Origin of the sequence: Tistrella bauzanensis, from assembly GCF_014636235.1 — a bacterium.
Taxonomy (GTDB): Bacteria; Pseudomonadota; Alphaproteobacteria; order Tistrellales; family Tistrellaceae; genus Tistrella; species Tistrella bauzanensis.
In genome coordinates, this window is the sequence record NZ_BMDZ01000036.1 from 24,222 (window position 1) to 37,519 (window position 13,298).

Sequence of the window (13,298 nt, forward strand, 5' to 3'; positions counted from 1 at the left end):
CAGTCAGCGGCGGCGATCGCTTTCGCCGTCTTCACCGGTCACCGGCGCGGTATCTTCCGGGCCGGGAGCCGGGTCGCGGGGTGCCGGGGCGCGGGAAGCCGGTTCCGGCGCCGGCATGTCATCATCGTCCATCAGAATGCGATGGGCGGCACCATCCATGTCGTCGTACTGGCCGCTCTTCAGCGACCACATGAAGGCCGCGAGCGCGCCAAGGGCCAGCAGCAGGCTGGCGGGGATGAGATAGACGAGCACGTCCATGGCGGTTCAAGCCTTCCAGGGCGATCGGGACAGGGTGGATGACGGCCGGCTCATGGCCGCACGCCGCGCCCCAGACGCAGCGCATTCACGATCACCAGCAGCGACGATCCGCTCATGGCGGCGGCCGCGATCAACGGTGTCACGAATCCGGCAACCGCCAGCGGCACCGCGATGACATTATACACGATCGCCGCCGCGACGTTCTGGCGGGCGGTGCGATCGGCGGCGCGCGCCGTCGCCAGCGCCACCAGAACGGCATCCAGGCGTTCGCCTCTGAACACCGCATCGGCCGCACTCTGGGCCAGATCGGCACCGTCGGCCGGCGCGATCGATGCCGTGGCCTCGGCCAGCGCCGGGGCATCGTTCAGCCCGTCGCCCACCATCAGCACCCGCTCGCCTCGGGCCACATGCTCGCGGATGCGGGCGGCCTTGGTCGCGGGCAGTGCCTCGGCGGTCCAGTCGGCGATGCCGGCAAGCGCTGCAATCGCCGCCACCGCCTCGGGCCGATCGCCCGACACCAGCTCCACCGTGATGCCCCGTTCCTGCAGCGCGCGCACGGTATCGGCCGCACCGGGGCGCAACGGGTCGACGAACCTGATCAGCAATGGTGCTGCGGCTCCGGGTTCAGCATACCACAGCTCAGGCCCCGGCATGTCCAGGGGTGCCGCCTCGGCGCGAAGACGCGTCGCCTGTGCATCATCCACGCCGCAGAATTCCGCCTTGCCCAATCGCGCCGCCCCGGCCGCCATGCCCTGGCCCGCATGTTCGGTGACCGTGGCTGCGGTGTTGTCATCCTCGTCGGTCTCGGACGGCAGGACATCCGGCGGCAGGGCATCGGCCGGCACGGCCTGCGCCAGCGCGCGCGCCAGCGGGTGGCGGCTCATCGATGCCAGCCGCGCCGCGCGCCCCAGCCGTGCCCGGCCATCCGGATCGGTCAGCACACCCTCCAGGCCGACCGGGCGGGGCCGGCCCAGGGTCAGGGTTCCGGTCTTGTCCAGCACCGCATGGTCGATCCGCGCCAGCCGCTCCAGCGCCATCGGGCTTTGCAGCAGCACACCACGGCGCGCCAGGCTGGATGCGGCGGCAACCTGCGTCGCCGGCACCGCCAGTGCCAGCGCGCAGGGGCAGGTGATGATCAGCACCGCCACGGCATGGGACAGGGCATCATACCAGTCGATGCCAACCATCAGCCACCAGCCGGCAAAGGTCAGCAATGCGGCCAGATGCACGGTCGGCGCATAGGCACGCGCCACCCGGTCGGCAAAGGCCACCCGGCCGGCGCGGCGCTGTTCGGCGGCCTCGATCAGCCGGGCCATCTCGGCCAACTGGCCATCCTCGCCCGCCGCCTCTACCCGGATGTCGAGCGGCGCCCCCAGCACCACGGCACCGCCGACCACCCGGTCGCCGGGGATCACCATCCGCGGCAGGCTTTCGCCCGTCACCAGGCTCTGGTCGATCTCGCCCTGCCCCCGGATCACCACGCCGTCGACGCCGATCCGTTCGCCGGCGGCAACCCGCGCGATCATGCCCGCCCGGACCTCCGACGCCGCCAGCCGGCGCGTTGCCCCGGTCACCGCATCCAGTATGCCCACCGGCTGGCGGGCCAGCGCGATCAGCTCGGCCACCGTCCGGCGCGCCTGACCGCGGGCGCGATTGTCCAGCACCCGGCCGATCAGCAGAAAGAACAACAGCATCGTCGCGCTGTCGAAATAGGCATGGGTCTCGCCGCGCCAGGTATGAGCCAGCGATGCCGCCGCGGTCAGGATCACCCCGATCGAAATCGGCACATCCATGTTGCTGCGACCGCGCGACAGCACCCCCCAGGCCGACCGGAAGAACGGCCGGCCGGCATAGGCGATCGCCGGCAAAGCGATCAGCGCCGAGGCCCAGTGCAGCAGACTGCGCGTCGCCTCGCCCATCCCGGCATCGCCGGCGGCCCAGATGCCCACCGACAGCAGCATCACATTGCCGGCGGCAAATCCCGCCACCGCCATCGCGCGGATCAGGCCCCGCGCCTCGACATCGTCGGCCGCTTCCATGCGCCCGGCATCATAGGGCAGCAGGCGATAGCCCAGCCGCACCGCCGGCATCACCAGCCGGTCGGCCAGTTCGGGCGCACCATCCCAGGACACGCGCAGCCGGCGGGTGGTCATGTTCATCCGCGCGGCGGCCACCCGATCGTCGGCGGCGATCGCGCGTTCGATCAACTGCACGCAGGCCGCGCATTGCAGGCCGTCGACCATCAGATCCAGGCTGTTGCGGCCGCGATCATCGGTGCGGACATGGCCCGCCAGTTCCGCCATCGCCTCGTCCGGTCGCGGCGGCCGGGCGGCGGGATCGAGTGTCCGGCGGGCATAAACCCCGTCCAGTCCCAACTCGCGGACCAGATCGGCAGCGGCGGCACAACCGGTGCAGCAGAACCGCGCACCACCGGCGCCGGCGGTGCCCCGGCCGATCACCGGCTGCCCGCAATGGGCGCAGGCGACCGCGACCGCGTCGTCGCGGCCGATACCGGTTGCGGTCATGCTCATCGCGCCATCACTCCCTGTCGGACGGGGCCGTACCGGCTGGTGCGGCATCGGCCGGATCGATCCACAGCCGCTGGGTCGAAATGTGGCGATCCCTGCCCGCCGTGACAATGACATGCAGATCCCATTGACCGGCGCGGACCGCCGGCCCGACCAGCCGCCAGTCGCCGGCACCCGCGCCGACCTGCGGCACCGCCAGCAGCGGCACGTGTTCGCCGTCGATCGGCCGTTGCAGTCGGGCATCGATCACCGGATCGACCAGCGGCCCGTCACGGCCCGCCAGGGTCAGCGCGATATCGGTCTCGTTCGCCGGCGCACCCGGCTCGACCCGAGCGGCCACCGTCCAGCCCAGGGCGGCCTGCGCCTCGGACGCGGCGATCAGCTTGTCATAGGCAAGCCCGCGTTCGAACGGCTTTTCAACCACCACCCCGGTAAAGCCGTCCAGGGCATTGACGATCAGGGTGGTGTTCACGGCCAGCACCACCAGGAACCCGCCGACGAAGACATAGGGGATCCAGCCGCTGCGGCGGGACGGCGCGGTCGCGGTGGTGCCGTTCGGGGCTGCCGGGCGAAGGCTGTCAGCAGTGCGGGCCATGGACGGATCTCCGGAAGACGGGCGGCAAGGGCGGCGTGATCTGCCCGATCAGGGCATCTGCACCGGGGCGACGCTGTTGCTGCGCTGGGTGCGGTCAGCCCCCGATGGCGGGGCGACGAACATAGTGTCGACATGGGCTTCCTCGCCCGTGGTCTGATTGCGCACCGTCACATGCAGCGGCGTCTGTTCCTCAGGGATGATGGCACGCGGCATCGACACGAACATCCTGAGCGAGCCGACACCATCGCCACGCACCTCGACATCATCGGCCGGCAGTTCCTGGCCATCGGCCAGATGCACCGTCGCCTTCAGTCCCTCGGGCCCGTCGACCATCACCGCGAAGCTCGCGGGCTCAACCCGGCGGTTGGTGATCTTCAGGGTATAGCCATTGCGGATCGAACCGTCGGACAGGGTGACGAACAGGGGCGCGCGGTCACGGATCAGGGTGGTGTCGACCCGGGTGCGGGTCAGAAGCTGGGCCAGCATCACCGCCCCCAGCACCACGATCAAACCGGTATAGATCATCGTGCGCGGCCGGATCAGCTTCATCGGCTTCGGCGTCTCGCCCCGGCCCAGCGCCGCCTGATTGGCGAAGGTGTCCCAGGTGATCAGCGATTTCGGACGATGCAGCTTCTCCATCACATTGTCGCAGGCATCGACGCACAACCCGCAATTGATGCATTCAAGCTGAATGCCGTCGCGGATGTCGATGCCGGTCGGGCAGACCTGGACGCATTGCGCGCAATCGACGCAATCGCCACGGCCCTCGAAGCTTTCGCCCTTGCGGTACTTGCCGCGGGTCTCGCCACGCCAGCCCTGATAGGTGACGGTGACGGTCTGGTCGTCGAGCATCGCGGCCTGGAATCGCGGCCAGGGGCACATATAGGTGCAGACCTGCTCGCGCGCCCAGCCGGCCAGGACATAGGTGGTGACGGTGAACAGCGCGAACATGCTGTAGGCCATGCCCGAGGCGCTGCCGGTCAGCAGTTCCACAGTCACGGTCGGCGCGTCGCGGAAATACATGATCCAGGCGCCACCGGTCAGGGCAGCGATCACCAGCCAGACCATATGCTTGGCGATCTTGCGCCCGGCCTTGCGGACGGTGAGCTTCGCCTTGTCATTGCGGATGCGCTCGGCGCGGTCGCCCTCGATCAGCCGTTCCACCCACATGAACAGATCGGTCCACACCGTCTGCGGGCAGGCATAACCGCACCACAGGCGGCCATAGAGGCTGGTCACCAGGAACAGCAGCACGGCGGCCAGGATCAGCAGGCCGGCCAGGTAGTAGATCTCATCGGGCCAGATTTCCAGATTGAAGAAATAGCCGCGACGACCTTCCATATCGAGAAGCAGGGCCTGATCGGGCCGGCCCGGTCCACGATCCCACCGCACCCAGGGCAGGATGTAATAGATGCCGAGCATCACCACCAGCAGTGCCCATTTGATCCGGCGGACCGGACCCTTCACCGCCTTGGGATAGACCTTCAGGCGGTTCGCGAACAATGCCGGCTGCGCGGTCTCTTCATGATGACCGTCGAGATCGATGCCGGAGGTGGACATGGTCCTGGCTCCTCGGAGAGGTCGGCCCGGCCGGCTTCTGATGAGCCGGCCGGGTGGGGGTGGTGCGAATTATTCGCCGCCACCCAGGCTGTGGACGTAAACGGCAAGCATGTTGATGGTGGCCTCGTCCAGGCGTCCGCCCCAGTTGGGCATCACGCCGTGGCGCGGCTGGGTGATCTGGCCGGCCACCTCGGCTTCGGTGCCGCCATAAAGCCAGAGCTGGTCGGCCAGGCTGGGTGCACCGAATTCGCGGTTGCCCTGGCCGTTATCGCCATGGCAGGCGGCGCAGTTGTCGGCGAACAGCGTCTGGCCCTGTTCCATCACCGCCGCGGCCGGGGTTGCCGCCCCCGACAAAGACAGAACATAGCTGGTCAGGGTGGTGATCTGCTCCCGGTCCAGGATCTGCCCGAAGGCTGGCATCTCGGACATCCGCGTGTCGGGGTCGGTGACCGAGCGGATACCGTGCATCAGGGTCTGGCGGATGGTGTGGATGTCGCCACCCCACAGCCAGCTGTCGTCGCCAAGCGCCGGATAACCCGACTGGCCGGCACCGCCGGCACCATGGCAGGCGGCGCAGTTCTCGGCGAAGGCCACCCGGCCGCCTGCGACCGCATAGGTCGCGGTTGCGGGATCCTTCAGGATGTCGGCCACATCGGTGGCCCTGATCTTCGCCAGGACGTCGGCGCGGCCGGCTTCCACGGCGGCCAGGTTCTCGACATGCTCGACGCGGGTCGAATAGCCGAGCAGGCCCTTGAAATAGGTGGTCCCGAGCGGGATGCCGGGGAAGAGCAGCACCCACACCGCCGAGAAGGCGATGCTGATATAGAACACATACAGCCACCACTTCGGCAGCGGCGTGTTCAGCTCCTTGATCCCGTCCCACTCGTGGCCGGTGGTCATGCGGCCGGTGGCCGTGTCCTTCTCGATCTTGGTCGGCATGGCGCCAATCCTTCAGGCGTCGTCGTCGCGGAGCGGGATGCGTGAGGCGCTGTCCATCTCGGCACGCTGGCCGGGCAGGAAAGCTTTCACGCCGTTCGCGAGGATCAGGATCATGACGGCGACAATCCACCATGAACGGATGAACTGATAAATCGCGTGGAGGTCGTCATTGCCCAACATGGTCAGTGGCTCCCATTACCTCTGTGGTGCTTGACATCACTGCTGAAGTTCTTCGACCGTCAGGTCGTTGAACCGCACCATGGTGCCCAGCACCTGCAGATAGGCCACCAGCGCGTCCATCTCGGTCAGCTTCGCGGTGTCCCCGTCATAATTGTCGACGCGGGCACCGGGATAGCGGGCGATCAGACCCTCGGCGTCGCTCATCGGGTCGGCCTGGGCGACCATGTCGGCCAGGGCCACGTCGATCATCTCGGCCGTATAAGGCACGCCGACGGTGGCATTGGCGCCAAGCCGGCCGGCCATGCTGGCGGTCTCAAGCGGCCGGTTCAGCAGGAAGCCATAGGTCGGCATCACAGAACCGGGCACCAGGGCACGCGGATCATAGAGATGCGCCACGTGCCATTCGTTGGAGTACTTGCCACCCACCCGGGCCAGATCCGGCCCGGTGCGCTTCGACCCCCACTGGAAGGGATGATCGTATTTGCTCTCGGCCGCCAGGCTGTAATGGCCATAGCGTTCGGCCTCGTCGCGGAAGGGGCGCACCTGCTGGCTGTGGCAGGTATAGCAGCCCTCCCGGATGTAGATGTCGCGGCCGGCCAGCTCCAGCGGGGTGTAGGGGCGGACACCGTCCACCGCCTCGACCGTGCTCTCGATGGTGTAGAGCGGGATGATCTCGACCATGCCGCCGATCGAGACGGTGGCGAGGGTCAGAATGACCAGAAGCCCGGTGCGCTTCTCGATCTTGTCATGCGTGAGCGCCATGGGATCAGGCCTCCACCGTGGCAGGCGCCGCGGCCCGGCTGGCTGCGACCGGCTGGCCCACCTGCACCGTCATGATCAGGTTGTAGACCATGATCAGGGCACCGGTGAGGAACAGCACGCCGCCAAGTCCGCGGATGATGTAGAAGGGATGCATGGCCATGACGGTCTCGACGAAGCTGTACTGAAGGAAACCCAGCTCGTCATAGGCGCGCCACATCAGGCCCTGCATGATGCCGGACACCCACATCGAGGTGATGTAGAGCAGGATGCCGAGCGTCGAGATCCAGTAGTGCCAGGACACCAGCGCCATCGAATACAGGCCCTGCTTCTTCCACAGCATCGGCACCATCATGTAGATCGCGCCGAAGGACACGAAGGCGACCCAGCCGAGGGCGCCGGAATGTACGTGGCCGATGGTCCAGTCGGTGTAGTGGCTGAGCGCGTTGACCGCGCGGATCGACATGACCGGACCTTCGAAGGTCGACATGCCATAGAAGGCGACCGAGGTGACCAGGAAGCGGATGACAGGATCGGTGCGCAGCTTGTCCCAGGCGCCGGACAGGGTCATCAGGCCGTTGATCATGCCGCCCCACGAGGGCATCCACAGCATGATCGAGAACACCATGCCCAGCGTCTGCGCCCAGTCGGGCAGTGCCGTATAGTGCAGATGATGCGGGCCGGCCCAGATGTAGAGGAAGATCAGCGACCAGAAGTGGACGATCGACAGGCGATAGGAATAGATCGGCCGTTCCGCGCGCTTGGGGATGTAGTAGTACATGATCGCAAGGAAGCCGGCGGTCAGGAAGAAGCCCACGGCGTTATGGCCATACCACCACTGCACCAGCGCATCCTGAACGCCCGCGAACACCACATAGCTCTTCGAGCCCAGCAGGCTGGCCGGCACCGACAGGTTGTTCACGATGTGCAGCATCGCGATGGTCACGATGAAGGCGATGTAGAACCAGTTCGCCACATAGATATGGGGCTCGCGCCGGCGCACCACCGTGCCGATGAAGGCGACGAAATAGCAGACCCAGACGATGGTCAGCCACAGGTCGACATACCATTCCGGCTCGGCATATTCCTTGCCCTGGGTATAGCCCAGCAGATAGCCGAGCGCCGCCTGGACGATGAAGAAGTTGTAGCCCCAGAAGATGAACCGCGCGAGCGCCGGCCCGCCGAACAGCGGCGCGCGGCAGGTGCGCTGCACCACATGGAACGAGGTGCCGATCAGCACGTTGCCGCCGAAGGCGAAGATGGCGGCCGAGGTGTGCAGCGGCCGCAGCCGGCCGAACGAGGTGTATTCCAGGCCGAGGTTGAGCGAGGGGAACGCCAGCTGGAAGGCGATGAAGGTACCGGCCGCAAAGGCCGCCACGCCCCAGAACATGGCGGCGATCACGAACAGCCGGATCGTGCCTTCGTCATAGCGGGCGGCGGAGCGCACGGGCGTCGTCGCCCGGCCCTGCACGTCGCCCAGTGTTGCGGTCATTGTCATTGGATCACCGCTCCGGTGTCAGAGGCGAGACGTGTCACAGATCCGGGCCGTCGGCGGGGATCGATCCCTCGCCGTCGGTCTCGACCGATGCGAAATGGCGGTTGATCTCGCCGACGATGTAAACGATCGCCAGGATGCCGAGCCCGATCCCGAAGATCCTGATCCCGATATCCGCGGCGTGGCCGGCCATATAGAGGCCGACGACGCCCGCCAGCGTCAGCAGTGCGCCGATGACGATCGACAAACCGTCCGGCCCGATTGGTTTTCTGTCGCTCATGCCCCGTATCCTCAAGCCAACCTTCCGCACGGCCAGACACGCCGGCGGGGTCATGCGGACGACGAACCACGGATGATCCGCGGCCCAACGCCGTCTCGTTGGCATGAAACTATGACGGGCCGGCGGTCACAGCCTTGACACAGGTCAAGGCGCGCACGTGCACAGCCCGACAGGATCGCCCATACTGGCCCGAAGGTCCGCGGCGGATGGTCGCATGAGCCTGCGCCAATGGCCGGATCACGCCATTTTGCAACCACCGGCCGGGTTGGCCGGCGCAGCCCCACCGACAGGTGCATGGCAGACATGCTCGAACAGCTTGGCGATCATCTTCAGACGCTTGCCGCCTTGTGTCAGCCGGCCTTTGCCGGCGATGCCGGCGGGTTCGGCGGTCTGGCCGCCCTGCTCGCAGCACTCGCACTCGCGGGGCTGGCCGGCGGGTTGATGCATTGCGCGCCGATGTGCGGGGTGTTCGTGCTGGCGCAGGTCGATGCCCGGCTGACGCGGGTGCCGGTCGCCGCGATGTCCGAGGCCACGCGCCTGCGCGCCGGCCTGCTGCCGGGATATCATCTGGGCCGCATCGCTACCTATGCGGCGCTGGGCGCGGTCGCCGGGCTGATCGGCCAGGGCTTCGGCGACAGTCTGGCAGCCGTCGACCGGTTGCGCGGCTGGGCGGCGGTGCCGCTGGGGCTGGCCGGGCTGGTGCTGCTGGCGTCGGCCGGGATGCGGCTTGGCCTGTTGGGGCAGCCGAACCGGCCGGCGCTGTTTCCGGCCGGGGGCACGCCGGGATCGGGCGGCCAGGGATCGGGCGGCCAGGGATCGAGCGGCCAGGGATCGAGCGGCCCAGGATCGAGCGGGCCGGCGCGCGCGCCGGGCGTTGCAGGCTTCGCGTCCCGGCTGCTCACCCGCATCCGCCCCTGGCTGGCCGGCGGCGGATGCCGAGGTGTCGGCACCGGGCTGGTGCTGGGCTTCCTGCCCTGCGGGCTGGTCTATGCGGCCCTCGCCGCCGCCCTGGCCGCGGGCCGGCCGCTGGCCGGCGCGCTCGCCATGGTGGCCTTCGGCCTCGGCACCATTCCGGCACTGGGCGTGGTGGGGGTCGGCGGGCAGGCCCTGCTGCGCCGGCACCCGGCACTGGCCCGCAAGCTGGCGCCGGCACTGCTGGGCCTTGCGGCGCTGCCGCTCATCGCCGGCGCGGCCACCCTGGTCGTCGGTTGAGCCGGGCATCGGCTGAACCGGGCGCCGTTCAAACCCCCACCAGCCGGCGGGCCGCGCCGTCGGGCCGGGCAAGCTCTGCGCCGGCCCCCGACCAGGCGACCCGGCCGCGTTCCAGCCCGACCGCGTGATCGGCAAGACCGGCCAGCGCCTTCAGATCCTTGTCGACCACCAGGATCGCCAGCCCCTCGGCCTTCAGCCGGGCCAGCACCGCCCAGATCTCACGGCGGATCAGGGGCGCCAGCCCCTCGGTCGCTTCGTCCAGGATCAGCAGCCGCGGATTGGTCAGCAGCGCCCGGCCGATCGCCAGCATCTGCTGTTCACCCCCCGACAGCAGCCGCGCCGTCTGCCGGCCCCGCTCAGCCAGTCGCGGAAACAGGTCGTGGACGGCGGCCTCGGTCCAGGGGCCGGGCCGGGCCGTCGCCACCAGATTCTCGTGCACCGTCAGCCCCGGGACCACCTGCCGGCCCTCGGGCACCAGTCCCAGCCCGGCGCGGGCGATGCGATGCGATGGCGCGCCGGTCATGTCGCGGCCATCGACGCCGATCCGGCCCCCGGTCACATCCACCAGCCCCAGCGCCGCGCCGATGGTGGTGGATTTGCCCATGCCGTTGCGGCCAATCAACGCCACCACCTCGCCTGCCCGCACGGCAAGATCGATGCCGAACAGCACCTGTGCCGGTCCATAGCCGCCAGTAACGGCCCGCATCTCCAGCACCGCGGTCATCCGGCGTCATCCTCGCCCAGATAGGCCTTGATCACACGCGCATCGGCACGGATCGCATCGGGTGTCCCGGTTGCGATCGCATGCCCGGCCACCAGCACCGTCACCCGGCCGGCCAGTGCGAACACCGCCTCCATGTCATGCTCCACCATCAGGATCGTGGCATCAGCGGCAAGGGTGCGGATGGTCTCGACCATGGCGGCACTCTCTTCCGGCCCAAGCCCTGCCAGCGGTTCATCGAGCAGCAGCAGCCGGGGTCTGCGGGCAGCGGCCAGGGCGATTTCCAGCCGCCGGCGCTCGCCATGCGACAGCACCGCCGCCGGCCGCCGGTCATCAGGGTCCAGGCCGAACCGCCGCAAGACCTCGCCGGCGCTGTCGGCCAGCCGCCGGTCGCGATCGCGCGCGGCAAATGGCCGCCAGACCGAGCGGGTCGGCGCGATCAGCGCCACCTCGATGGTCTCGCGCGCGGTCAGGGTCGGGAACAGGGCCACCACCTGATAGGCCCGCACCAGCCCGCGCCGCGCCCGCGCCACCACGCCCTCGGCGGTGACATCCCGGCCGTCGAAGCCGATACGGCCCTCATCGGCGGCAAGCTCGCCCGAAATCAGCGCACAGGTGGTGGTCTTGCCGGCACCGTTGGGCCCGATCAGCGCATGGATCTCGCCCGGCAGCACCGCAAGGTTCAGGTCGTCGGCCGCCGCCAGCGCGCCGAAGCGCCGGGTCACACCGGCAACCGTCAGCAAGGGCGGGGTCGCCGGGATGCGTGTCTCGCTCATCGCCGCCCCCCTCCCCGCAGGCGCCCGCCGATCCGCGACAGGCTGCCCAGCACGCCGCCGCGATTGAAGATCGCCGCCAGCACCAGCATCGGCCCCAGGATCGCCGCCCAATGCTCGGTCCAGCGGCCCAGCATCTCTTCCAGCACCACCAGGATCGCCGCCCCGATCACCGCGCCGGCCGGGGTGGCGGCACCGCCCAGCACCACCATCACCATCAATTCGCCCGATGTCGTCCAGGCCAGCGGTGTCGGGCTGACGAAGCCGATCAGATTGGCATTCAGCGCGCCGGCGACCCCGGCCACCGCCGCCGCCGCCATGAAAGCCGCCAGCCTGAGGCCATAGGGGCTGCGGCCCAGGGCGCGCAGGCGGCGGTCGTCATCGCGCGCCGCCGCCAGCACCAGTCCATAGCGGCTGCCGGCGATGCGATGAGCCAGCGCCAGCCACAGGGCCAGCAGGCCCAGGCAGATGTAATGGAAGACGATGGCATCGCCGGTATCCAGGCCGGCGGCGGTGTTGCGGCTCCACAGCGACAGCCCGTCCTCGCCGCCATAATCGGCGAAGGCGACGGTGACGAAATAGAGCATCTGCGAGAAGGCGAGCGTGATCATGATGAAATAGGCGCCGCTGGTCCTGAGGCTGATCGCCCCGATCGGCAGCGCGATCAGCGCCGCCGCCAGCGCCGCCACCGGCAGGGTGACGAGCAGATCATCCGCGCCGCCCCCGGCCAGAAAACCCAGGGCACCATCCATGCCCTGCGCGTGATGAAACGCGACGCCGACGGCATAGGCGCCGATGCCGACAAAGGCGCCATGGCCCAGCGACGGCAGACCGGCCGCGCCGATCAGCATCTGCAGGCTGGCCGCCGCCAGGCCCCAGATGGCGATGCGCGTGGTCAGCGCCACCAGATAGTCGGCGCCGGCGGCACTGGCGACCAGCGGCGCCAGCGCCAGCAGCAGCACCACGATGATGCTGGCATGGCCGCCGCGCGCCGCATGACCTGTGGGGGCCGTGGCCGTGGGGGCCAGGGCTGCCGGGGGGCGAGCCGTCGAATGGGGATCAATCGCGGCCACCGAACACTCCCTTGGGCCGGATGGCGAGCACCAGCGCCATCAGCAGATAGATGGTCATCGACGCCAGCGCCGCGCCGATCTGGTCGGCCGCCGCCGGCGGCAGCACCGCCCGCGCCAGTTCCGGCAGATAGGCCCGACCCAGCGTGTCGGCCAGTCCCACCACCAGGGCGCCGGTGAAGGCGCCGCGCACCGAGCCGATGCCGCCGATCACGATCACCACGAAGGCCAGGATCAGCACCGGTTCGCCCATGCCCACCTGCACCGCCAGCACGGGGCCTGCAACCGCGCCGGCCAGGCCCGCCAGCAGGCCACCCAGCGCGAACAGCACGGCATAAAGCCTGCCAATATCCACCCCCAGCGCCGCGACCATCCGCCGGTTCTGGGCACCGGCGCGGATCAGCATGCCCAGGCGGCTGCGCTCGATCAGCAGGGCGAGCCCGCCCGCCACCACCAGCCCGACCAGAATGATCACCAGCCGCCAGACCGGATAGGGCACCCCCGGCAGGATTTCCAGCGTGCCGGCCGCGAAGTCGGGCACATTCAGAAACAGGGGGCGCGGCCCGAACAGGATGCGCATCATCTCGTTGGCGAACAGCACGATGCCGAAGGTGGCCAGAACCTGATCCAGATGGTCGCGCGCATAGAGCCGCGCGATCACCAGCCGCTCGATCAACAGCCCGGCCAGGGCGGCCACCGGCATGGCCACCAGAATGCCCAGCACCACCGATCCGGTTTCGGCGGCGATGAAGGCGGCGGCGAAGGCGCCCACCATATAGAGGGCGCCATGGGCAAGGTTCAGCACGCCCATCACGCCGAAGACCAGCGTCAGGCCGGCGGCAATCATGAACAGCATGACGCCGAGTTGCAGGCCGTTCAGAACCTGCTCGATCAACAATGCAAACATGGGGGTTACAATCTGCGCCCG

At 68.8% G+C, this 13,298-nt stretch carries 14 protein-coding genes; 1 reads left to right on the forward strand and 13 read right to left on the reverse strand.

Annotated features, from left to right (window positions below; all coding sequences use genetic code 11):
- Nucleotides 1–3 precede the first annotated feature (3 nt).
- From ccoS to IEW15_RS15065, 9 genes are all read right to left on the reverse strand, one after another.
- Entirely contained in the window at nucleotides 4–258 is a 255-nt protein-coding gene (ccoS, locus tag IEW15_RS15025) for a cbb3-type cytochrome oxidase assembly protein CcoS (RefSeq protein WP_188579348.1), read from the reverse strand.
- Nucleotides 259–308: 50 nt separating this feature from the next.
- On the reverse strand, nucleotides 309–2,789 hold the full coding sequence (locus IEW15_RS15030) for a heavy metal translocating P-type ATPase metal-binding domain-containing protein (protein WP_229708136.1): 2,481 nt from the start codon (nucleotides 2,787–2,789) through the stop codon (nucleotides 309–311).
- 7 nt (nucleotides 2,790–2,796) lie between these two features.
- Nucleotides 2,797–3,381, reverse strand: a complete 585-nt coding sequence (locus IEW15_RS15035) for a FixH family protein (RefSeq protein ID WP_188579350.1) — start codon at nucleotides 3,379–3,381, stop codon at nucleotides 2,797–2,799.
- 48 nt (nucleotides 3,382–3,429) lie between these two features.
- Complete coding sequence (gene ccoG, locus IEW15_RS15040; protein ID WP_188579352.1) at nucleotides 3,430–4,941, reverse strand: cytochrome c oxidase accessory protein CcoG; 1,512 nt, start codon at nucleotides 4,939–4,941, stop codon at nucleotides 3,430–3,432.
- Nucleotides 4,942–5,010: 69 nt separating this feature from the next.
- Nucleotides 5,011–5,880 carry a cytochrome-c oxidase, cbb3-type subunit III gene (gene ccoP, locus IEW15_RS15045; RefSeq protein ID WP_188579355.1) on the reverse strand — a complete coding sequence of 290 codons (870 nt, stop codon included), beginning with the start codon at nucleotides 5,878–5,880 and terminating at the stop codon, nucleotides 5,011–5,013.
- A gap of 12 nt (nucleotides 5,881–5,892) precedes the next feature.
- Entirely contained in the window at nucleotides 5,893–6,060 is a 168-nt protein-coding gene (locus tag IEW15_RS15050) for a cbb3-type cytochrome c oxidase subunit 3 (RefSeq protein ID WP_188579357.1), read from the reverse strand.
- Nucleotides 6,061–6,096: 36 nt separating this feature from the next.
- The gene (ccoO, locus tag IEW15_RS15055) at nucleotides 6,097–6,822 is read right to left on the reverse strand and encodes a cytochrome-c oxidase, cbb3-type subunit II (RefSeq protein ID WP_188579359.1); all 726 of its coding nucleotides are present in this window, start codon (nucleotides 6,820–6,822) and stop codon (nucleotides 6,097–6,099) included.
- 4 nt (nucleotides 6,823–6,826) lie between these two features.
- Complete coding sequence (gene ccoN, locus IEW15_RS15060; RefSeq protein ID WP_229708137.1) at nucleotides 6,827–8,317, reverse strand: cytochrome-c oxidase, cbb3-type subunit I; 1,491 nt, start codon at nucleotides 8,315–8,317, stop codon at nucleotides 6,827–6,829.
- Nucleotides 8,318–8,351: 34 nt separating this feature from the next.
- On the reverse strand, nucleotides 8,352–8,648 hold the full coding sequence (locus IEW15_RS15065; protein WP_229708138.1) for a hypothetical protein: 297 nt from the start codon (nucleotides 8,646–8,648) through the stop codon (nucleotides 8,352–8,354).
- A 240-nt stretch (nucleotides 8,649–8,888) separates the two neighbouring features.
- Between IEW15_RS15065 and IEW15_RS15070 the strand changes: the two genes are divergently transcribed.
- A complete protein-coding gene (locus IEW15_RS15070; RefSeq protein ID WP_229708139.1) occupies nucleotides 8,889–9,806 on the forward strand; it encodes a sulfite exporter TauE/SafE family protein in 918 nt (305 codons plus the stop codon).
- Nucleotides 9,807–9,834: 28 nt separating this feature from the next.
- Here the strand turns inward: IEW15_RS15070 and IEW15_RS15075 are convergent, their stop codons facing one another.
- The 4 genes from IEW15_RS15075 to IEW15_RS15090 are packed head-to-tail and all read right to left on the reverse strand — an operon-like array spanning nucleotide 9,835 to nucleotide 13,277.
- Entirely contained in the window at nucleotides 9,835–10,530 is a 696-nt protein-coding gene (locus tag IEW15_RS15075) for an ABC transporter ATP-binding protein (protein WP_188579361.1), read from the reverse strand.
- A complete protein-coding gene (locus IEW15_RS15080) occupies nucleotides 10,527–11,303 on the reverse strand; it encodes an ABC transporter ATP-binding protein (protein WP_188579362.1) in 777 nt (258 codons plus the stop codon). Before IEW15_RS15080 ends, IEW15_RS15075 begins: the two co-directional genes overlap by 4 nt.
- Nucleotides 11,300–12,373, reverse strand: a complete 1,074-nt coding sequence (locus tag IEW15_RS15085; protein WP_229708140.1) for a branched-chain amino acid ABC transporter permease — start codon at nucleotides 12,371–12,373, stop codon at nucleotides 11,300–11,302. The genes IEW15_RS15080 and IEW15_RS15085 overlap by 4 nt, the downstream gene beginning before the upstream one ends.
- Entirely contained in the window at nucleotides 12,360–13,277 is a 918-nt protein-coding gene (locus tag IEW15_RS15090; RefSeq protein ID WP_188579366.1) for a branched-chain amino acid ABC transporter permease, read from the reverse strand. The genes IEW15_RS15085 and IEW15_RS15090 overlap by 14 nt, the downstream gene beginning before the upstream one ends.
- Nucleotides 13,278–13,298: the final 21 nt, after the last annotated feature.